Origin of the sequence: Streptomyces rhizoryzae (genome assembly GCF_023155275.1) — a bacterium.
GTDB classification, from domain to species: domain Bacteria; phylum Actinomycetota; class Actinomycetes; order Streptomycetales; family Streptomycetaceae; genus Streptomyces; species Streptomyces rhizoryzae.
On record NZ_JALMUV010000006.1, the window covers coordinates 137,061 to 155,608 of the forward strand.

Below are 18,548 nucleotides of genomic sequence, written 5' to 3' on the forward strand. Positions count from 1 at the left end.
AAAGCGCGGGGTGCGGGACTTCGGGGCGGCGCCGGGTCAGCTCCAGAATTCCCGCAGGGCGGCGTTGACGGCGGCGGGTTCCTGGGTGTGCGGGTAGTAGCCGGGGACACGGAGGAGGCGGGCGCCGAGGGATTCCGTGAGGGACTCGGCCACCGCGATGAGGGGGAGCCCCACGTGCTCGCGGTACGCGGCCGGTGCCTCCTCCCACGTCCCGCAGATCACCAGAACGGGCAGGGCGGCGTCCCGGATGGCCGCCAGCGGGATCTTCGCCTCCCAGATGGGCCGCTCGCGCATGGACGTGGCGACGGCCCGGAGCCGGCGCGGCGTGGGCTCGGGCATCGTCATCCCCAGCCCCTCGGTGGACGCCCGCAGGTACTGCTCGGGCGTGACGCCGTCCGGGATGCCCGGGGCGCCGTCGCGTACCCGGTCGAGCAGGCCGGCGACGACCGGATGGTGCGCGGCGGCGGTGAAGGCGGAGGGCTGGACGAGGGTGAGGCTGCGGACGAGGCCGGGGTGGCGCGCGGCGGCGAGGAGCGCGGCGACGGCGCCGTTCCCGTGGCCCACGAGGTGGGCGCCGCCGGGACCCGCGGCCAGGGTGCCGTCGCCGAGGATCTCCGCCACGTCGTCGGCGTCGGTGGCGAAGTCGCTGCGCGGGGTGTCCGGGCTGTCGCCGTAACCGCGGCGGTCCATCAGGAGCAGCCGCCGGGTGTCCGCGAGAGGCCGCTGCCCGGCGAACCCGTACACGGAGTCGCTGCCCCAGGTGAAGATGTTGTGGACGAAGAGGGCGGGGGCGGCGGTGTCCACCGGGGCGCCCGGAGCCGCCGGGGCCCGGCCTTCTCCGACCCGGTCGCGGTCGTCCCACACGGTCACGTGTACGGCTGCCATGGGGCATCCTCCCGGGGCTGGGGAACGTCAACTCAGAGGAGGATATGCCGCGTTCGGCCGTATGGGTCGCCTCGGCCGCCCCGGCCGGCGTCCGGGGAGCGGCGGGGGTGCCGGGCCCCCGGTCGGGCCCCGCCCGGTCCCGCCCCGGTCAGGCGGGTGGCGGCGGCAGCACCCGCAGCAACGCCTCCAGGACCGCGGAGAAGGCGTGGTCCGGGGGGCGGCCGTAGGCGATCACCAGGGCGTCGCGGGGCGGGGTGGCGGCTGCCGGGTCGGTGAACCGGGACAGGCCGTGGACGGCCAGGCCCTGCCAGAGCGCGGCCTGGACGACGGAGTGTTCGGTGCCCTCGGGGAGTTCCAGCACCGCGTGCAGTCCCGCGGCGATGCCCGAGACCCGTACGTGCGGGGCGTGTTCGGCCAGCGCGACCACCAGCTGGTCGCGGCGGCGGCGGTAGCGCAGCCGCATACCGCGCAGGTGGCGGTCGTACGCGCCGCAGGACAGGAACTCCGCCAGGGTGAGCTGGTCCAGCATGCCGGACTGCCACTCACCGGCGGACTTGACGGCCAGCACGCGGTCGAGCAGGCGGTCCGGGACGACCATCCACGCCAGCCGCAGCGCCGGGGCCAGGCTCTTGCTGGCGGTGCCGAGGTGGACGACGTGATCGGGGTCGAGGCCCTGGAGGGCGCCGACCGGCTGGCGGTCGTAGCGCAGCTCGCCGTCGTAGTCGTCCTCCAGGACGTAACCCCCGGTGGCGCGCGCCCAGTTGACGGCTGCGGCCCGGCGGTCGGGGTGCAGCGGGGCGCCGGTGGGGAACTGGTGGGCGGGGGTGAGCAGCACCGCGCGCAGCGCGGAGTGGCCGGCCAGTCCGCCGGTGTCCGCGCCGTCCGCGTCCACCGGGAGCGGAACGGTGCCGAGTCCGGCGCGGGCGATCACGTCGCGGTGGAAGTGCAGGCCGTACGCCTCGGTGGCGACCCGGCCGGGGGCGCCGCCGCGCGGCCGCAGCGCCCGGCACAGGAGGGAGAGCGCCTGCATGAAGCCGGCGCAGACCACGATCCGCTCCGGGTCGGCCCGGACGCCGCGGGCCCGGGCGAGGTAGTCGGCGAGCACCGCGCGCAGCTCCGGGCGGCCGGCCGGCGGACCGTAGCCGAACGCCTCGCTGGGCGCGGCGGTCAGCGCCCGCCGGGCCGCCGCCAGCCAGGCGGTGCGCGGGAAGGACGACACGTCCGGGGTGCCGGGGGTGAGGTCGAAGCGGGGCGGGGCGGCGGCCGGGGACGGCGGGCCCGGACGGTGCCGGGGCGCCGCGGTGCCGGCCCGCGGCAGGACCCGTTCGGCCACCTCGGTGCCGGAGCCCTGGCGGGCGCGCAGCCAGCCCTCGGCGACCAGCTCGGCATAGGCGTCGGCGACGGTGTTGCGGGCGATGCCCAGGTCGGCGGCGAGCGAGCGGGAGGACGGCAGCCGGGTGCCCGGGGCCAGCCGGCCGGAGCGGACCGCCGTCCGCAGCGCGGTCATCAGCGACGCCCGCAGCCCGCCCGCGCCGCTCCGGTCCCGGTGCAGGTCCGGATGCAGGTCCAGATGCAGGTCCAGCCCGGAAGTGGCCCGCGATTTCTCCATGGAAGTGGACCATACAGCTGCGCCACTCAGGCCGTAGCGTCGGGAGCATGACGAACGATGCGACGAACGCGGCACAGGGGACAGCGGCCGCAGCCGGCCACGCCCACGGCCCCCGGATGCGCTGGGCCAAACTCGCCCCCGAGGTCTACAAGGCCATGATCGGGCTGGACGCGGCGGCCAAGAAGGGCCTCGACCCGACCCTGGTCGAACTGGTCAACGTCCGCGCCTCCCAGCTCAACAAGTGCGCCTTCTGCCTCCACATGCACACCGCGGACGCCCGCAAGGCCGGGGAGACCGAGGAGCGCCTCGCCCTCCTGCCCGCCTGGGAGGAGGCCGCCGGCTACTACACCGAGCGGGAGCGGGCCGCGCTGGCCCTCACCGAGGCGATCACCGTCCTGACCGACGGTTTCGTCCCGGACGCGGTCTACGAGCGGGCCGCGGCGGTCTTCGAGGAGACCGAACTGGCCCAGCTGATCGCGTTGATCACCACCATCAACGCCTGGAACCGCTTCGGCGTGACCACCCGCCTCGCGCCGGGCCAGGGGTGAGCGCGATGAGCCACCGCATGCGGTTCTGGAGCACCGTGCCCGCCTTCTACCAGGCGCAGCTGCGGCTGACGCAGGCGGCGAAGAAGGGGCTGGGCGATCCGGTCCTGGGCGAGCTGGTGGTGCTGCGCGCCTCCCAGCTCAACGCGTGCGCGTTCTGCGTCGACATGCACGTCGCCAACCTCCGCGAGGCCGGCGTCGACCAGCGGCGGATCGACCTGCTGCCGGTCTGGGAGGAGGCCGGCGGCCTCTACTCCGAGCGGGAGCGCGCCGCGCTGGCCTTCACCGAGGCGGTCACCGTGCTGACCGACGGCTTCGTCCCGGACGCGGTCTACGAACGGGCCGCCGCCCAGTTCACCGAGACCGAACTCGCCCACCTGCTGGCCGTCATCGTCGCCATCAACAACTGGAACCGCGCCAACGTCACCGTCCGCCAGCCCCCCGGGGAGGAGCTGTGACCGCCCCCGCCGCCGCGCTGCGCGCCCTCCACCACGACCGCCGCCCGGACGACCCGCTGATCCTCCCCACCGTCTGGGACGCGGCCTCCGCCCGGGTCTTCGCCGACGCCGGTTTCCCGGCCCTGGCCACGCCCAGCGCGGGCATCGCCGCCAGCCTGGGCTACGCGGACGGCGCCACCCCGGCCGGCGAGATGTTCGCCGCCATCGCCCGGATCGTCCGGGCGGTGGACGTCCCGGTGACCGCCGACGTGGAGGCCGGCTACGGGCTGTCCGCCGCGGAGCTGGCCGGCCGGCTCGCCGAGGCCGGCGCGGCCGGCTGCAACCTGGAGGACTCCGACCACGCCACCGGCGCCCTCCGCGACCCCGGCGCGCAGGCCGAGTGGCTGGCCGCGGTCCGCGCCGCGGCGGGCGACGGACTGGTCATCAACGCCCGGATCGACACCTTCCTGCGCGGCGGCACCGGCACCGCCGCCGCCCTGGAGCGGGCCCGCCGCTACGCCGAGGCCGGCGCCGACTGCCTCTACCCGATCCTCGCCCCGCCCGCCCTGCTCCCCGAGCTGGCCGCCGCCGCCCCGCTCCCGCTCAACGCGCTGGCCACCGCGGACGGCCCGGCCCCGCGCGAACTGGGCGCCCTCGGCGCCACCCGGATCACCTTCGGCGGCGGCCTCCAGCGCGGCGCGACGACGGCCCTGGCGGCGGTCGCGGAACGGCTCCGGGAGGGCGCGGCACCGTGAGCGGCCGCGGCGCGGCCGGTGGGCCCGGGCGGGGTCAGGGGACCAGCAGGTGCACCAGCACCGACCCGCCCAGCACGAGGATCAGCACACCGCCGAGCACGGCCAGCAGGCCGCGCCGCACGTTGTCGGGCTGGTAGCTGCCCAGCACGCTGACGGACCGCCGCGCCCCTCGTACGGTCAACGCCCGTCCGCCCGCAGCCCGTTGGGGCGGTCCGCACCCGGCGCCCGGCGGTCCGCACCCGGCGCCCGGCGGTCCGGCGCCCGCCCCGCCTACCATGGGGCATGCTCTCCCTCGCCCTGGCCCCCTGGCGGCGGCCGCCGGTGCTGCTGCGGAACGCCGACGTCCCGCACTACGCGGCCAGCACCATGAAGGTCGCCGTGCTCGCCGCCGTCCACCGCAGCGGTCTCGCCCCCGACCGGGAGATCCCGGTGGTCAACCGCTTCCGCTCGGCCGCCGGCGGGACGTACGCGCACGATCCCGCGCAGGACAGCGACCCCGCGCCCTGGGAGCTGCTGGGCCGCACCGCGCCGCTCGGCTGGCTCGCCGCGCGGATGGTCAGCCACTCGTCCAACCTCGCGACCAGCCTGTGCACGGCCGCGGTCGGCCCGGAGGCGGTGGCGGAGGTGTGGCGGCGGGCCGGGGCGTCCGCCGCGTCCGGGAGCCCGCGCGGCATCGAGGACGCCGCGGCCCGCGCCGCCGGGATCGACAACACCGTCACCGCCCACGACCTGCTCCGCCTGCTTGCCTCCCTGGAGCCGGCGGTGCTGGCCCGGCTGGAGGACAACGCGCACGCCGTGGACCTGGCCGCCGGACTGCCCCCCGGCACCCGGCTGGCCAGCAAGAACGGCTGGGTCGACGGGGTGCGGCACAGCGCCGCGGTGGTCCGCCCGCCGGACGCCCCGCCGTACGTCCTCGCGGTCTGCTACACCGGCCCGCTCGCCAACGGCCAGGACACCGGCGACCCCGCCGCCCGCCTGCTGGCCCGCCTCTCCGCCCGGGTCTGGGACCACCGCCACCGCCTGGCCGGTCCGGCAGGTAGCTGACATTACGTCAGATCCCGCTCCTTCCGGCGCGATTGCCGCCGGAAGGAGGGCTTCCCGACGGTCGTGTCCACACCGTTACGGGTATCAGGAGAACGGGAGTACGGGCGGCCCGGCCGGCTTGATAGCTTGGTGGTCGAGAGCCCGCGGGGGAACGGGGAGAAGCGGTTCATGGCCGAGCAGTTCAGGGTCGACCTGGAAGAGCTGGACAACGTCGTACGGCAGCTGCGGCATGTGCAGCGCGACATGGACGAACCAAGCCAGACGGTGAAATACGGCACGACGATCCCGAAGGCGGCGTTCGGCGTGGGCTTCACCGAGGCCCGGAAGCTCGCCGGCGCCCACGACGGCATGCAGGCGTACATGACCGAGGTGCTCGGCGCCCTCCAGCAGCTGATCGCCACCTTCGGCGAGAAGACCGAGGCCAGCCGCGGCGCGTACGAGGACCAGGAGCACGCCGCCCGCCACCCGCGGCACGACTGACACCCGCCGCCCGGCCCCGGGCGGACGTGAGCACGAGCGGAACGAGGGAGGGGGACCGGTATGGCGGAAGCCGCGCCGGGGCGCGACGGCGCCGCGGAGATGGCGCGCCGGCGGGACGAACGGGAGCGGGCGGAGCGGCTGAAGTCGCTCCAGGGGCAGCGGCTGACCCCGCGGTCGCCCTCCGGCTTCCACAAGCACGGCCTGCCCGAGCTGCGCGCGATGATCGAACACGCCGGTCCGGAGGCGATCGAGACCGCCGGCCGGCAGTGGCGGGCCGCCGCCGACCGGCTGGGCGGCGAGGACGGGCACGGCGGTATCCGCAAGGCGTTCAAGGACGCCGTGGAGCACGCCTCGGCGCACTGGGAGGGCGCCGCGGCGCAGGCGTTCCGCCGGGAGGCCGCCAAGGTGCTGGCGAAGATCGACCGCAGCTACCAGCACGCCCGCAACGCCGAGTCCACACTGATCGGTTCGCGCACCGCGGGCCCGGAGGTCGGCGTCGCGCACAACCTCCGCGAGGCGATGAAGGCGATGACCCGGCTGCGGCTCGCCGGGGCCGCCGACGACCCGATGGCGGCGGCGGCCGGGGCGGACGAGGGCCAGTTCAAGCGGGACATGGCCAACCCCAAGCTGGACACCCGGATGGCGCTGGAGCTCAACCGCGGCAGCCTCCCGCCGGCCCGGCAGCGCCAGGTCGAGGCCGCCATCGTGATGGACGAACTCGCCGCCCACTACGAGTCCCAGGGCGAACGGCTCCGCGAGGGCACCGGCCAGGGGCTCGACGGCGACTGGCCGATCGCCCCCTCCGGCCGCCCGGCCCCGCCGCCGGTGAACGTCGCGGTGACCGGCGGCCCCGCCCCCGAGAAGCCGGCCGCCGCGCAGCGGCCCAACGGGGTGGGCGGCGGCGCGGTCCCGGCCGCGTTCGACAGCCCGCGCGCCGACCGGCCGGTGACCACCGGCCTGGCCGCGCTGCACGGCGGCACGCTCACCCCGCCGCACGCCGCGACCCCGGTCGTCACCGGACCGGCGGCCGGCGCCCACACCCCGGTCACCCCGCCCGCCCCGGTCGCCGGCGCCCTGCTGCCCGGCGTCATCGGCATCGCGGGCGGCGCGCCGCGCGCCACCGGTGCGCGGGGCACGGGCGGTACGGCCCGCTCGGACGGCTCCGGGCGGAACGCCGGGGGCGGCGCCGGCAGCCCGGACGCGGTCGCCGCGCGCGCCGCGCTGGCGGGCCGGATGCCCGCCGCCCCGGTGGCGCCCGCCAAGCCGGACGGCCCGGCGGGCGGCAGCCGGCAGGGCGGCGCCGGGCTGCACCGCAGCCGCGGCGGCGCCCGTGCCACGGCGGCGGACCCGGCGAACGGCCCGGCGGCGGGCCCCGGCCCGGTCCGGGGCCACGACGGCGGAACGGCCGCCGCGTCCGGTGCGCCGGGCACCGCCGGCCCGGGCGGGCGCGGCCGCGCCGCCGACCGCCGTCCCGGCTACCTCGACGAGGACGACCCGGACACCACCCCGCGCCGGGAGATCGCGCCACCGGTGATCGAATGAGCCGGGACCGAATGAGCCGGTGAGCGCCGGCGGCGGCACGGGTACGAGCGGCGGGCGCGGGGGCGGGCTGCGGCGAGCCGGGCGAGCGGGGCGACGAACGGGCCCCGCCGCCCCCCCGCCGCCCGAAAATCGGACGACGTGTCCCGCTCCCCGCTGTTAGCGTCCGGAGATATGGAACCGCTCGGCGAGAAACAGATACGCGCGTCCTTCGTGAACTGCTCCAAGGGCGAGGCGAGCCGCCTCAACCTCCCCGCCGGCCTGCCCGGCCTGCCGTGGGAGGACCTCGACTTCCTGGGGTGGCGCGACCCCCAGGCCCCGGACCGCAGCTATCTGGTCGCGCCCCGCGGCGACGGCCTCATCGGCGTCACCCTGCGCGTCCCGCAGGGGGTGCGGCGCAGCTTCACCAAGACGACGGTGTGCTCGGTCTGCCTGACCGGCCACCCCGGCTCCGGCGTCAGCCTGCTGGCCGCCCGCCGCGCCGGACCGGCCGGCCGCCAGGGCAACACCGTCGGCACGTACCTCTGCGCCGACCTCGCCTGCTCCCTCTACGTCCGCGGCCGCAAGCAGTCCCAGCTCGCCGGGCGGCACAAGGAGAACATCCCGCTGGAGGAGCGGATCGCGCGCACCGTGCGGAATCTCGACGCCTTCCTGGACAAGGTGCTGGAGGGCGAGCCCGCCTGACGGCCGGGGCGGGCGGCGGGGTTCACAGCCCCCGGGCGGCGAGGAAGTCCCCGATCAGCGCCAGCCACTCCGCGTTCCGCTCGACCATCGGCAGGTGCCCGCTGGCGACCTCCGCGTACTGCGCGCCCGGGATGTGGTCCGCCAGATAACGGGAGTTGGCCGGGTCCAGCAGCGCGTCCAGCGTGGTGGCGATGACCAGCGTCGGCACCGTGATGCCGGGCAGGTCGGCGGTCGTGTCCACCTCCCTGACCAGCGCCGCCTGCTCGGCCGAACCGGCCGGCGGCAGCGTCGGGTCCGGGTCCAGGACGGCGGCCAGCTCGGCCGGCGGCAGCGCGTTGAACCGCTGCGCCGACAGCCCGCTCAGCGCCCGCGCCTGGGCGAAGCCCGCGTAGTCGCCGCGGTCCAGGAGCCGCAGCCACAGGTCCAGCCAGACCCGGGCCCGGGCGTCCGCCTTGGCCAGCCCGGCGGTCAGCACCAGCCCGCGCACCCGCTCCGGGTGGCGGGCCGCGGCGCGTACCGCGACCGCGGTGCCCATCGAGAAGCCGATGGCGGTGAAGGTCTCCAGACCGGCCGCGACGGCCTCGGCGACCACCGCGTCGGCCAGCGCGTCCAGCTCCAGCGGGCCGCCGGCCCGCGGGGTGTCCCCGGAGCCGGGGTAGTCGGGTGCCACCACCCGGTGGCCGGTCGCGGTCAGCGCCGGGATCAGCGTGCCGTAGTTGTCCCGGACCGAGCCGGTGGCGCCGTGGGCCAGCAGCACGCCGGGGCCGCCGGCGGGACCCGCGACGGTGGTGGACAGCGGAGGAAGGGAAACGGACGTCTTCGGTGCGACGGGAATCTGCGTCATGCCGAGAAGGTTGCCGCTTGACACCGGTGTCAAGGTCAAGCCGGACCGCGGGAAGCGGGGGAGAGGAGCACCACATGGGGCACGGGTCACGGACGGGCGCCCGGCCGGCGGACCGGATGCGGATCGGCGAACTGGCCCGCCGCACCGGCGTCAGCACCCGCGTACTGCGCTACTACGAGCAGCGCGGCCTGCTCTGCGCCGGGCGCGACCCCAACGGCTACCGCACCTACGACGCCGACGCCGTGGACACCGTCACCCGGATCCGCGAACTGCTCGCCACCGGTCTGAACACCGACGCCATCCGCGCGCTGCTGCCCTGCGCCCAGGGCGGACCGGGCCTGACCCCGTGTGCGTTCTCCTGCGGCGTCGTCGAGCGCCAGATGGCCCGACTCGACGACGAGATCGCCGAGTTGCGGCAGCGCCGGGCGGCCCTGGCGGCGTACGCCCGCACCATGCGGGAACGGCGCGCCCAGGACGAGGCCCTGGCCGCGATGGCCCTGCGCTCGGCCTGACCGGCCCGGCCCGGCCCCGAAACGCCCAGGGCCCCGCCTCCGGAAAGGAAGCGGGGCCCCGTGCCGATGCGGGCGGAAGGTCAGAAGCGCCGGGTGATCAGCGCTCGCTTGACCTCCTGGATCGCCTTGGTGACCTCGATACCGCGCGGGCAGGCGTCCGTGCAGTTGAAGGTCGTCCGGCAGCGCCAGACGCCGTCCTTGTCGTTGAGGATCTCCAGCCGCTGCTCGCCGCCCTCGTCACGCGAGTCGAAGATGAAGCGGTGCGCGTTGACGATCGCCGCCGGGCCGAAGTACTGGCCGTCGTTCCAGAACACCGGGCACGAGGTGGTGCACGCCGCGCACAGGATGCACTTGGTGGTGTCGTCGAAGCGCTCGCGGTCCTCGGCGGACTGGAGCCGCTCACGGGTCGGCTCGTTGCCGGTGGTGATCAGGAACGGCATCACGTCCCGGTACGCCTGGAAGAAGGGCTCCATGTCGACGACAAGGTCCTTCAGCACCGTCAGGCCCTTGATGGCCTCGACGGTGATCGGCTTCTCGGGGTTGATGTCCTTGATCAGCGTCTTGCACGCCAGGCGGTTGCGGCCGTTGATGCGCATGGCGTCCGAGCCGCAGATGCCGTGGGCGCAGGAGCGGCGGAAGGTCAGCGAACCGTCCAGCTCCCACTTGATCTTGTGGAGGGCGTCCAGGACGCGCTCCTTGGGATCGATCTCCAGCTGGAAGTCCTCCCAGCGGGCGTCCTCGGAGACCTCCGGGTTGAACCGGCGGATCCGGAAGGTGACGCTGATCGTGTGCGCCGCGGTGGTCTCGGCCGCGTCCAGCGCCGCGGAGTGCTTGTCGAGAGTCGGGGTGCTCATCAGTACTTACGCTCCATCGGCTGGTAGCGGGTCTGCACGACCGGCTTGTAGTCGAGCCGGATCGACTCGGAGCCGTCGGCGCCCACCTCGCGGTACGCCATGGTGTGCCGCATGAAGTTGACGTCGTCGCGGTTGGGGTAGTCCTCGCGGTAGTGGCCGCCGCGGGACTCCTTGCGGGCCAGGGCGGACACCGCCATGACCTCGGCCAGGTCGAGCAGGTTGCCCAGCTCGATGGCCTCCAGCAGGTCGGTGTTGAAGCGCTTGCCCTTGTCCTGGATCGCCACGTTCCTGTAGCGCTCCTTGAGCTCGCCGATCTTCTCCACCGCGGTCTTGATGGTCTGCTCGGTGCGGAAGACCATGACGTTGGCGTCCATGGTCTCCTGGAGCTCCTTGCGGATCTCGGTGACCCGCTCGCCGCCGGTGGCGTTCCGCAGCCGCTCGACCTGCTCGGCGACCAGCGCCGCCGGGTCCTCGGGCAGCTCGACGTAGTCGGCCGTCGCGGCGTACTCCGCCGCGGCGATACCGGCCCGGCGGCCGAAGACGTTGATGTCCAGCAGCGAGTTGGTGCCCAGGCGGTTGGCGCCGTGCACCGAGACGCAGGCGACCTCGCCGGCCGCGTACAGGCCGGGCACGACGGTGGTGTTGTCCGCCAGGACCTCACCCTCGACGTTGGTCGGGATGCCGCCCATGGCGTAGTGCGCGGTCGGCTGGATCGGGATCGGGTCCGTGTAGGGCTCGATACCGAGGTAGGTGCGCGCGAACTCGGTGATGTCCGGGAGCTTGGCGTCCAGCTGCTCCGGCGGCAGGTGGGTCAGGTCGAGGTAGACGTGGTCGCCCTCGGGACCGCAGCCGCGGCCCTCGCGGATCTCCGTGTAGATGGAGCGCGAGACGACGTCCCGCGAGGCGAGGTCCTTCATGACCGGCGCGTACTTCTCCATGAAGCGCTCGCCGTCCTTGTTGCGGAGGATACCGCCCTCACCGCGGGCGCCCTCCGTCAGCAGGATGCCCATCCGCCAGATGCCGGTCGGGTGGAACTGGAAGAACTCCATGTCCTCCAGCGGCAGCCCGCGGCGGTAGACGGCGGCCTGGCCGTCACCGGTCAGGGTGTGCGCGTTGGAGGTCACCTTGAAGAACTTGCCGCAGCCGCCGGAGGCGTAGATCACGGCCTTCGCCTGGAAGATGTGGATCTCGCCGGTGGCCAGCTCGTAGGCGACCACACCGGCCGACCGCTTGACGCCGTCGACCTCGGTGATCAGCTGGTCCAGGACGTAGAACTCGTTGAAGAACTCCACGCCCTCCTTGACGCAGTTCTGGTACAGCGTCTGGAGGATCATGTGGCCGGTGCGGTCCGCGGCGTAGCAGGACCGGCGGACCGGGGCCTCACCGTGGTTGCGGGAGTGGCCGCCGAACCGGCGCTGGTCGATCCGGCCCTCCGGCGTGCGGTTGAAGGGCAGGCCCATCTTCTCCAGGTCCAGGACCGAGTCGATGGCCTCCTTCGCCAGGATCTCCGCGGCGTCCTGGTCGACCAGGTAGTCACCGCCCTTGACCGTGTCGAAGGTGTGCCACTCCCAGTTGTCGTCCTCGACGTTGGCCAGGGCCGCGGCCATACCGCCCTGGGCGGCGCCGGTGTGGGAGCGGGTCGGGTAGAGCTTGGTCAGCACGGCGGTGCGGCTGCGCTTCGTCGCCTCGATGGCGGCGCGCATGCCGGCGCCGCCGGCGCCGACGATGACGGTGTCGTACTTGTGGATCTGCATGGGTGGAATACCTCAGTCCCTCAGCCCGGGGCCTAGCGGATGTTCGGGTCGAAGGTGAAGATCACCAGCGTGCCCAGAAGGACGGTGAACACCGTGGCGGTGTAGAGCAGCATCTTGAGCCAGAAGCGGGTGTTGTCCCGCTGCGCGTAGTCGTTGATGACGGTGCGCAGGCCGTTGGCCCCGTGCAGCATGGCCAGCCACAGCATCAGCAGGTCCCAGACCTGCCAGAACGGCGAGGCCCAGCGGCCGGCCACGAAGGCGAAGCCGATCTTGGAGACGCCGCCGTCCAGCACCAGCTGGATCAGCAGGTGGCCCAGGACCAGGACGACCAGCACGATGCCGGACAGCCGCATGAACAGCCAGCCGTACAGCTCGAAGTTGGTCCGGGTCGACCGGGGCGTCTTGCGGGTGCGCTTGCGGGGCGCCTCGATGACGGGGGCGGGGTTGTCCGCGTCGTAGAGCGCGACGTTCTCCGCGGCGGTGGCGCCCGCGGTGGTGGATTCAGCAGACATCTCGCGTCAGCTCCCGAACAGCGTGCGCAGCGTGTGCTGGAGCACGGGGTAGAAGGCACCGGCCATCAGCACGACCCAGACACCGACGACGGTCCACAGCATCTGCTTCTGGTACTTCGGGCCCTTGGACCAGAAGTCCACGGCGATGACGCGCAGGCCGTTGAGCGCATGGAAGAGGATGGCGGCCACCAGGCCGTACTCCATCACGTTGACGATCGGCGTCTTGTAGGTCGCGACGACGTTGTCGTACGCGTCGGGGGAGACACGTACGAGAGCGGTGTCGAGGACGTGTACGAACAGGAAGAAGAAGATGAGGACGCCGGTGACTCGGTGAGCCACCCAGGACCACATGCCTTCCCGGCCGCGGTACAGCGTTCCAGCCGGCACGGAAGAACCCTCCGGGAGCGGGGACTAGGGCCGCGCCGGCTTCTCTGTCGGTCGGGCCCGGCCGGGTACGGTCCACCGGCCGCTCGTCATCGTATCGACGCCCTGTCGGTTCCTCGCGCGGGGGGCCTTAGGTGTGATCAAACAGGCACCAACGGGCTATCACACAAGCACGAAGGGGTCCATCAAGGACAATTCACCGCGAGTCGCCCCAGTCTGGCGCGGGCCAGCCGCCGTAATTCCTCCGCCGCCACCGACCGCTCCTCGTCCGGTTCGTGCGCGAGCCGGGTGCGGATCGCGTGCAGGGTCTGGTCCAGCAGCTCGTCGTCGTGGTAGCCGTCCAGGCAGATGACGAAGGCGTGCCGGAAGCGGCGCTCGTAGGCGGCGTGCGCGGCGCGCAGCGCGGTGTGGGCGGCGAGGGTGCCGGGGCCGGGGCGGGCCGGCGGGAGCGGTGCGGGCGGCTCCTGGGCCAGCGCCGCGGTCTGCTCGGCCGGGGTGAGGTCGTAGCCTGCCTCGTCACCGGCGGCTTGGAGCGCGGCGGCGTCCGGGTAGGGGCGGTGGTCGGCGAGCCGGCCGGCCCAGCGCGGGCAGGCGCAGCAGGTCAGCAGGGCGGCCACGGCCTGCTCGTGCGGGAGGGTGTTGAGGCGGTCGAGGCCGGGCGCCGGGGGCGGGGTGCGCGGGTCCCGTGCCGGTATGCCGCGCCCCGGGGCGTGCGGGCGGGGCCGTGGCAGCGGACGGGTGGCCGGGGTGTCACCGGACAGCGTGGGCTCCTCGGGCGGCGGGGACGGACGGATGCGGAAGGGGGGTTTCGGTGCAGGGGAGGGGTGGACTGACGAATCCGGAGAGGCGTGTGGGACGAAACGGATGAAAAGTCTGATACGTACGGAAGTGAAGACAGAAGTGGCGATGCGTCACATGAGGTGGCACCCGGCGGATTCCCGGCGGTCCACGCGACCCGGAAGGGAGTGAGTGACGGTGAGGCCACGCTAACGACGCCTGTCGGCCACTGTCCGACGGATGCGCGATTTTCACCCGGATGAGAGAGCTTTCGCGCGCCCGATGGACACTCCGCTCCCCGCTCTGGCAATACCTTCGCCCCGAAAAGTGAGGATTGCACGATGTCGAACCCGATGCGGCCGCCGCTTCCCCCGCGGCCCTCGGCCTCCTGGCAGCCCCCGTCCCCGGCCGGCCCGCCCGCCGGCCGGCCCGGCCGCCGCGCACTGCTGGCCGTCCCGGCGCTGGCCGCCGCGCTGGCCCTCGGCGGCTGCTCCCAGGGCGCCGGCTCCGCGCCCCCGGGCGCCGCCCCCAGCTCGTCCAGCCCCGCCGCGCCCATTCCCAGCTGGGCCAAGGTGACCGGCCCGCCGCGCATCGTCCCCGCCGTACGGGACTTCCGGCCGGCGACCGGAAACGGCTGGCGGCCGACCAAGGGCGCCCGGATCGTGGTACCGGGCGGGCAGAAGAGCACCGCCGCCGACGAAGCGCAACTCATGGCCAAGGATCTCGGCGGGCTCGCCGTGGTCTGGGGAAAGCAGGACGTCCGCCCCGGTGACATCGAGGTGGACCTCACCGGCGGCACCGGCCGGCCCGACAACGCCCCGGCCGCGGGCACCGCCGACGAGGCGTACACCCTGACCGCGCGCGGCGGCCGGCTCACCCTCTCCGCCCCCACCGACGCCGGGATCTTCTACGCCACCCGCACCGTCAAACAGGCCGTCCGCACCGCCGGCGGCCTCCCCGAGGGCACCGTCTCCGACCGCCCGGACCGCGCCGAACGCGGCATGATGCTCGACAACGCCCGCAAGCCGTTCACCGCGGCCTGGATCGAGGACCGCATCCGGCAGCTCGCCGACCTCAAGCTCAACCAGCTCCAGCTGCACTTCTCCGACGACCAGGGCTTCCGCATCCAGAGCGACAGCCACCCCCAGATCGTCTCCGCCGACCACCTCACCAAGGACCAGGTCCGGCACCTGATCAAGGTCGGGCAGAGCCTGCACGTCGCCCTGATCCCCGAGATCGACTCGCCCGGCCACCTCGGCGCGGTCCTCGACCACTACCCCGACCTCCAGCTGCGCAACGCCTCCGGCAAGGTCCTCCGGGGCGCCATCGACATCTCCAAGCCGCAGGCCGGGGCGCTGGTCGACTCGCTGCTCAAGGAGTTCGCGCAGCTCTTCCCCGGCCCGTACTGGCACCTCGGCGGCGACGAGTACCAGGCGCTGATGGCCCGCGACCCCCAGGCGTCCTACCCGCAGCTCGCCAAGGCCGCGCGCGACAAGTACGGCTCCGGCGCCACCATCAAGGACCTGGCGACCGGCTGGCTCAACGACCGGCAGAAGACCGTCCAGGCGGCCGGCAAGACCCGCATCGAGGCGTGGAACGACGGCTTCTTCGCCAGCGGCAAGGTCACCGCCGACAAGAACCGCACGGTCGCCTACTGGACCGGCAAGGAGATCGGCGCCCGCGATCCCGCCGAGTACCTCCGCGAGGGCCGCACCGTCCTCAACCTCAACGACGAGTTCCTCTACTACGTCCTCGGGGAGCCCAACAACTTCACGTACCCGACCGGCGAACGGATCTACAAGAGCTGGACCCCGCGGGTGCTGCGCGGCACCTCGCCGGTCTCCGCGCCGCCCGGCCAGACCGGGCCCGACCGCATCCCCGGCGGGCGGTTCGCGGTCTGGTGCGACCACGCCCAGGCGCAGACCCCGCAGCAGATCGCGGCCGGCATCAAGGTGCCGCTCGCCGCCCTGGCCCAGAAATCCTGGGACCCGCGCACCCCCGCCCTCCCCTGGCCGGACTTCAGGGCACTGGCGAACCGGCTCTGAACTCCCGGACGCAAACCCGCGAGAGCCGGCCGGGGCCCCCGTCCCCGGCCGGCTCTCGCGCGTCAGGGCCAGCCCCCTCACCGCGCGGCACCCCCCTCTTCCCCGCCTCATCGCGCCTCGCCGCTGAGGCGGGGAACAGGGCATGAAGAGAGCTGGGGCGCCGCGGCTATGCGCGGGGGTGGTCCCACGGAGGATTCATCGGGCGCCGGTGCCAGTACCACGCACGGCCGGCGATGGGCACGCCCGCGGCCCGGGAAAGATTTTCGCCGCCATCTTCAACGGTGAGGCCGCGGTACGTCTGGTCGATCTTTGCAAGGGCTTCCTCGGCGGCCTGCCGTTCGCCCGCAGGCAACTGGTCGAGCGCTCCGTCCAGATGATCGCGCAGCTCAAGGTCCTCCACGTACAGGGAAGCCGGGTACCAAGCCGATGGGGGCCAGTCCGTTGTCATGCGAACGGTGAGTCGCTCCCAGTTCACGAGCAGAGCGCGCACTTCCCGGAGGCCCTCCGCGATCCCTTCGGGGAGATACGCATCGGTGACCTTGCAGGGAAGCTGAAACTCTTTGATGATGTCGGAAAACTTGGTGACGGTCGCGCGGGGAAACTCCGGAATGGCTTCTTCGACGGCTTCGACCGTCAGCCCCTCCGACTCGCTTTCAGGCTCGGTCACACGTGCGTGCGTGAGCCCGCCCCGCGGTGTGGCAACTCGCCAGACACTGGGGACGGTCTCCGTTCCCGGGAAGAGAACCGCCACGCCAAGCGACCGTGCCACCTTCAGCGCAAGCGTCTCCTCCGAAGGGTGCGACCGTACGGCGTCCGTCGCGTAGATGCTCACCGACCAGTTCAGGTCACCGCGAACCGCTGCGTATTCACAGGTGACTTCGGCGTCCCAGTTCCGGGAATCGAAGTCGGATTCCTCCGACACGTCAACATCGCCAAGCGAGAGGCCGAACACCTCGGCAAGGACAGGTGCAAGCCGTGCCGGGAGATCCTGGCCGGTGGTGATCAGGTTATAGGTCATCAGTGATAGGTCCTGTAGAGTTCCAGAGCCTTTTCTACGGCTTGCGGGTTGTTCTTGAACTTCGGTGCATTGCTGAAGAGTTTTTCGAGCTTGCTGACATCGCCATCCACGCGTGTGATCTGCTTAAGCGCATCGTATGCGATCCGATCGAGGTTGACGATGCCAGGACCGGAATCGGGGAAGACGGTTCCGGTGTCCTCGACGCCATATGTGCGTCCGTTGATCTCGTACCTCTGGGACACGTGGTCCCATTTCGCGTTCCCCGCGGCGATCTCGGCGATGTCATTGTTCACGGCCTGCTTGTATTCCGGCAGGATGAGGCTGTTTTCCGCTTTGACCTCCCCGCTCTTCGCACCTGCCAGGGTGTGCCTGGGGTGGGGTGCGCGAAGGGTCTTCCCTCTCGCCGGACCGGGGATGGTGTCCGAAGCCGGCCACGTCGCACGGCCTCCCCCGCCGCCACCTTGAGGAGTGCGCATCAGCGGCTGGCCAGTCGGGCCGACCGGCCCTTCGGCGGCCATCGCCAGGCGCGGGCCACCAAGGTTGGGCAGCTGCATGGGGAAGCCGGGCAGTGGGACGCTGAGGTTGCCCACGCTGGTCAGCTTCATGGCGCCCAGCACGTTCTTGACGCCGCCGGCGTCCGCGACGGCCTGGGCGCCGCGGGCGGTTCCGCCGAGGGCGCCGCCCAGGAGCATGCCGGACACCCCGGCGTCCTTGGCCTCGGCGGCATTGATGCCGTGCTGGTCCCCGAGAAGGTTCCGGCCGCCCTGGGCGACGACCACGTCCACCGTGACGGCACTGAGGCCGCCGATGGCGGCGGTGGCCAGGACGGTGCCGGCGATCTCGGTGATGGTGGCGGAGACAGCGACGCCCGCCGTGCCGGCCGCCGCGACGATCGCCTCGGTGGCCCCCGCGGCCGCGACCTCGCTCATGCCGCCGGTGAAGAGGGCCAGCGCCGTGCCGGCGACCAGGACCGCGCCCGCGATCTCCAGCTCGTGCTCGATCTTCTTCTTCGCTTCGGCTATCTGGTCGGCGAACTTATCCAGCGCCCTGGCCATGTCCTCCGCGGCACACGCGAGGTCGTCCAGATACCCCTTTCTCCCGCCGTGGTACTTCTTCCAGAACGCGGCGAACGCCTCGATCGACTTTCCCTTGTTGGTGTCGATGACGTCCTGTGCGGACTTGTGTGCGGCAGAGGTGATGTCCTTGACGTCATCGGCAAATGTCCGCCAGGCGCGAGCGGCTTCCCGGAGCTCGTCCTCATCACCCTGCGGCCACCACATGCCGGTGAGGTCCTGGACGATTTCCTTGGCCTTGTCTGCGGCACTCAATGGGCACCGCCGCCTTGCGACGTGAAGCCCGAGGCGTTGGAGCGATCCGCTTCCTCGTGGTTGTCAGCCATGTCCTTCAGGGAGGTGCCGATGCTTTCCAGGCCCTGCACCAGCGCATGGGCTGCGCGCTCGATCCGGGTGCGATGAGGGCCGTAGACATCTTCGAACTTCTTCCCCTGCTCGTCGTCCCCCCAAGGCTCCCCGAGCCCGTCGAGCGCGTGCTTCAGCTTCTCGGCCGCTTTTGCCAAAGCGGCTGACTCCCTGTTGAATTTCGGTGCTTCGTTCTTCAGCTGATGCGTGTCCACATCGAAGCCGGAAGCAGCCACGATCCCCCCAAGCGCTTTACCATCAGGTTCACTGCAAACCTACCGCGCACCACTGACAGTGCACCGTGGCTGCTCAGCGCATCGACCTGTTTACCGAGTTCGCCCTGCTTCCAGGCGGTATGACCCGCGCGGATATGGCCAAGCAATGGCTCGAATTCGCGTGCCGTACACACGGATCGACTTCGGGAAGAGGAATGCGTGAGAGGGGCTGCGGCT

General features: G+C 72.8%; 21 protein-coding genes. 9 read left to right on the forward strand and 12 right to left on the reverse strand.

Annotation, left to right across the window (positions count from 1 at the left end; all coding sequences use genetic code 11):
* Positions 1 to 36: 36 nt before the first annotated feature.
* A complete protein-coding gene (locus MUU72_RS07760; protein WP_248012388.1) occupies positions 37 to 885 on the reverse strand; it encodes an alpha/beta fold hydrolase in 849 nt (282 codons plus the stop codon).
* Between the two features lie 148 nt (positions 886 to 1,033).
* The gene (pdxR, locus tag MUU72_RS07765) at positions 1,034 to 2,494 is read right to left on the reverse strand and encodes a MocR-like pyridoxine biosynthesis transcription factor PdxR (protein ID WP_248012389.1); all 1,461 of its coding nucleotides are present in this window, start codon (positions 2,492 to 2,494) and stop codon (positions 1,034 to 1,036) included.
* 47 nt (positions 2,495 to 2,541) lie between these two features.
* On the opposite strand from pdxR, the gene MUU72_RS07770 reads away from it, so the two are divergent.
* Genes MUU72_RS07770 through MUU72_RS07780 form a run of 3 tightly spaced genes read left to right on the forward strand, consistent with a single transcriptional unit; the run spans position 2,542 to position 4,231 of the window.
* A complete protein-coding gene (locus tag MUU72_RS07770) occupies positions 2,542 to 3,042 on the forward strand; it encodes a carboxymuconolactone decarboxylase family protein (RefSeq protein ID WP_248012390.1) in 501 nt (166 codons plus the stop codon).
* A gap of 5 nt (positions 3,043 to 3,047) precedes the next feature.
* Positions 3,048 to 3,497 carry a carboxymuconolactone decarboxylase family protein gene (locus tag MUU72_RS07775; RefSeq protein ID WP_248012391.1) on the forward strand — a complete coding sequence of 150 codons (450 nt, stop codon included), beginning with the start codon at positions 3,048 to 3,050 and terminating at the stop codon, positions 3,495 to 3,497.
* Positions 3,494 to 4,231, forward strand: coding sequence for an isocitrate lyase/PEP mutase family protein (locus tag MUU72_RS07780; protein ID WP_248012392.1), 738 nt, complete (start codon positions 3,494 to 3,496; stop codon positions 4,229 to 4,231). Before MUU72_RS07775 ends, MUU72_RS07780 begins: the two co-directional genes overlap by 4 nt.
* Positions 4,232 to 4,265: 34 nt before the next feature.
* Here the strand turns inward: MUU72_RS07780 and MUU72_RS07785 are convergent, their stop codons facing one another.
* On the reverse strand, positions 4,266 to 4,412 hold the full coding sequence (locus MUU72_RS07785) for a hypothetical protein (protein ID WP_248012393.1): 147 nt from the start codon (positions 4,410 to 4,412) through the stop codon (positions 4,266 to 4,268).
* Positions 4,413 to 4,513: 101 nt separating this feature from the next.
* Here MUU72_RS07785 and MUU72_RS07790 point away from each other — a divergent pair, with 101 nt between their 5' ends.
* From MUU72_RS07790 to MUU72_RS07805, 4 genes are all read left to right on the forward strand, one after another.
* Positions 4,514 to 5,275: a serine hydrolase gene (locus MUU72_RS07790; protein ID WP_248012394.1), complete on the forward strand. Its 762-nt coding sequence runs from the start codon at positions 4,514 to 4,516 to the stop codon at positions 5,273 to 5,275.
* Between the two features lie 168 nt (positions 5,276 to 5,443).
* The gene (locus MUU72_RS07795) at positions 5,444 to 5,755 is read left to right on the forward strand and encodes a hypothetical protein (RefSeq protein WP_248012395.1); all 312 of its coding nucleotides are present in this window, start codon (positions 5,444 to 5,446) and stop codon (positions 5,753 to 5,755) included.
* 60 nt (positions 5,756 to 5,815) lie between these two features.
* Positions 5,816 to 7,297 (forward strand): hypothetical protein, encoded by a 1,482-nt coding sequence (locus MUU72_RS07800; protein WP_248012396.1) that lies wholly within the window; start codon positions 5,816 to 5,818, stop codon positions 7,295 to 7,297.
* Positions 7,298 to 7,468: 171 nt separating this feature from the next.
* A complete protein-coding gene (locus MUU72_RS07805; protein ID WP_248012397.1) occupies positions 7,469 to 7,978 on the forward strand; it encodes an FBP domain-containing protein in 510 nt (169 codons plus the stop codon).
* 22 nt (positions 7,979 to 8,000) lie between these two features.
* Here MUU72_RS07805 and MUU72_RS07810 read toward each other — a convergent pair whose 3' ends face one another.
* The gene (locus MUU72_RS07810; RefSeq protein WP_248012398.1) at positions 8,001 to 8,822 is read right to left on the reverse strand and encodes an alpha/beta fold hydrolase; all 822 of its coding nucleotides are present in this window, start codon (positions 8,820 to 8,822) and stop codon (positions 8,001 to 8,003) included.
* A gap of 74 nt (positions 8,823 to 8,896) precedes the next feature.
* On the opposite strand from MUU72_RS07810, the gene MUU72_RS07815 reads away from it, so the two are divergent.
* Positions 8,897 to 9,334, forward strand: coding sequence for a MerR family transcriptional regulator (locus MUU72_RS07815; protein WP_248012399.1), 438 nt, complete (start codon positions 8,897 to 8,899; stop codon positions 9,332 to 9,334).
* 80 nt (positions 9,335 to 9,414) lie between these two features.
* Here the strand turns inward: MUU72_RS07815 and MUU72_RS07820 are convergent, their stop codons facing one another.
* From MUU72_RS07820 to MUU72_RS07840, 5 genes are all read right to left on the reverse strand, one after another.
* Positions 9,415 to 10,188 (reverse strand): succinate dehydrogenase iron-sulfur subunit, encoded by a 774-nt coding sequence (locus tag MUU72_RS07820; protein WP_248012400.1) that lies wholly within the window; start codon positions 10,186 to 10,188, stop codon positions 9,415 to 9,417.
* Positions 10,188 to 11,942 carry a succinate dehydrogenase flavoprotein subunit gene (gene sdhA, locus MUU72_RS07825; RefSeq protein WP_248012401.1) on the reverse strand — a complete coding sequence of 585 codons (1,755 nt, stop codon included), beginning with the start codon at positions 11,940 to 11,942 and terminating at the stop codon, positions 10,188 to 10,190. The genes MUU72_RS07820 and sdhA overlap by 1 nt, the downstream gene beginning before the upstream one ends.
* A 32-nt stretch (positions 11,943 to 11,974) precedes the next feature.
* Complete coding sequence (locus MUU72_RS07830; protein ID WP_248012402.1) at positions 11,975 to 12,454, reverse strand: succinate dehydrogenase hydrophobic membrane anchor subunit; 480 nt, start codon at positions 12,452 to 12,454, stop codon at positions 11,975 to 11,977.
* Between the two features lie 6 nt (positions 12,455 to 12,460).
* Entirely contained in the window at positions 12,461 to 12,841 is a 381-nt protein-coding gene (gene sdhC, locus MUU72_RS07835) for a succinate dehydrogenase, cytochrome b556 subunit (protein ID WP_016574684.1), read from the reverse strand.
* 182 nt (positions 12,842 to 13,023) lie between these two features.
* The gene (locus MUU72_RS07840) at positions 13,024 to 13,455 is read right to left on the reverse strand and encodes a 2-oxo-4-hydroxy-4-carboxy-5-ureidoimidazoline decarboxylase (protein WP_248012403.1); all 432 of its coding nucleotides are present in this window, start codon (positions 13,453 to 13,455) and stop codon (positions 13,024 to 13,026) included.
* Between the two features lie 501 nt (positions 13,456 to 13,956).
* On the opposite strand from MUU72_RS07840, the gene MUU72_RS07845 reads away from it, so the two are divergent.
* Positions 13,957 to 15,660, forward strand: a complete 1,704-nt coding sequence (locus MUU72_RS07845; protein ID WP_248012404.1) for a beta-N-acetylhexosaminidase — start codon at positions 13,957 to 13,959, stop codon at positions 15,658 to 15,660.
* A 166-nt stretch (positions 15,661 to 15,826) separates the two neighbouring features.
* Here MUU72_RS07845 and MUU72_RS07850 read toward each other — a convergent pair whose 3' ends face one another.
* From MUU72_RS07850 to MUU72_RS07860, 3 genes are read right to left on the reverse strand one after another with little or no spacing between them, the layout of a single operon-like run.
* Entirely contained in the window at positions 15,827 to 16,678 is an 852-nt protein-coding gene (locus MUU72_RS07850; RefSeq protein ID WP_248012405.1) for a hypothetical protein, read from the reverse strand.
* Positions 16,678 to 18,006, reverse strand: a complete 1,329-nt coding sequence (locus MUU72_RS07855; protein WP_248012406.1) for a WXG100 family type VII secretion target — start codon at positions 18,004 to 18,006, stop codon at positions 16,678 to 16,680. Before MUU72_RS07855 ends, MUU72_RS07850 begins: the two co-directional genes overlap by 1 nt.
* Entirely contained in the window at positions 18,003 to 18,332 is a 330-nt protein-coding gene (locus MUU72_RS07860) for a WXG100 family type VII secretion target (RefSeq protein WP_248012407.1), read from the reverse strand. Before MUU72_RS07860 ends, MUU72_RS07855 begins: the two co-directional genes overlap by 4 nt.
* Positions 18,333 to 18,548 lie beyond the last annotated feature (216 nt).

What these genes read in the sequence shown, in the direction of transcription:
- MUU72_RS07760 (WP_248012388.1), bottom strand. Translation starts at nt 885, where the DNA reads ATGGCAGCCGTACACGTGACCGTGTGGGACGACCGCGACCGGGTCGGA.
- pdxR (WP_248012389.1), bottom strand. Translation starts at nt 2,494, where the DNA reads ATGGAGAAATCGCGGGCCACTTCCGGGCTGGACCTGCATCTGGACCTG.
- MUU72_RS07770 (WP_248012390.1), top strand. Translation starts at nt 2,542, where the DNA reads ATGACGAACGATGCGACGAACGCGGCACAGGGGACAGCGGCCGCAGCC.
- MUU72_RS07775 (WP_248012391.1), top strand. Translation starts at nt 3,048, where the DNA reads ATGAGCCACCGCATGCGGTTCTGGAGCACCGTGCCCGCCTTCTACCAG.
- MUU72_RS07790 (WP_248012394.1), top strand. Translation starts at nt 4,514, where the DNA reads ATGCTCTCCCTCGCCCTGGCCCCCTGGCGGCGGCCGCCGGTGCTGCTG.
- MUU72_RS07795 (WP_248012395.1), top strand. Translation starts at nt 5,444, where the DNA reads ATGGCCGAGCAGTTCAGGGTCGACCTGGAAGAGCTGGACAACGTCGTA.
- MUU72_RS07800 (WP_248012396.1), top strand. Translation starts at nt 5,816, where the DNA reads ATGGCGGAAGCCGCGCCGGGGCGCGACGGCGCCGCGGAGATGGCGCGC.
- MUU72_RS07805 (WP_248012397.1), top strand. Translation starts at nt 7,469, where the DNA reads ATGGAACCGCTCGGCGAGAAACAGATACGCGCGTCCTTCGTGAACTGC.
- MUU72_RS07810 (WP_248012398.1), bottom strand. Translation starts at nt 8,822, where the DNA reads ATGACGCAGATTCCCGTCGCACCGAAGACGTCCGTTTCCCTTCCTCCG.
- MUU72_RS07815 (WP_248012399.1), top strand. Translation starts at nt 8,897, where the DNA reads ATGGGGCACGGGTCACGGACGGGCGCCCGGCCGGCGGACCGGATGCGG.
- MUU72_RS07820 (WP_248012400.1), bottom strand. Translation starts at nt 10,188, where the DNA reads ATGAGCACCCCGACTCTCGACAAGCACTCCGCGGCGCTGGACGCGGCC.
- sdhA (WP_248012401.1), bottom strand. Translation starts at nt 11,942, where the DNA reads ATGCAGATCCACAAGTACGACACCGTCATCGTCGGCGCCGGCGGCGCC.
- MUU72_RS07830 (WP_248012402.1), bottom strand. Translation starts at nt 12,454, where the DNA reads ATGTCTGCTGAATCCACCACCGCGGGCGCCACCGCCGCGGAGAACGTC.
- MUU72_RS07845 (WP_248012404.1), top strand. Translation starts at nt 13,957, where the DNA reads ATGTCGAACCCGATGCGGCCGCCGCTTCCCCCGCGGCCCTCGGCCTCC.
- MUU72_RS07850 (WP_248012405.1), bottom strand. Translation starts at nt 16,678, where the DNA reads ATGACCTATAACCTGATCACCACCGGCCAGGATCTCCCGGCACGGCTT.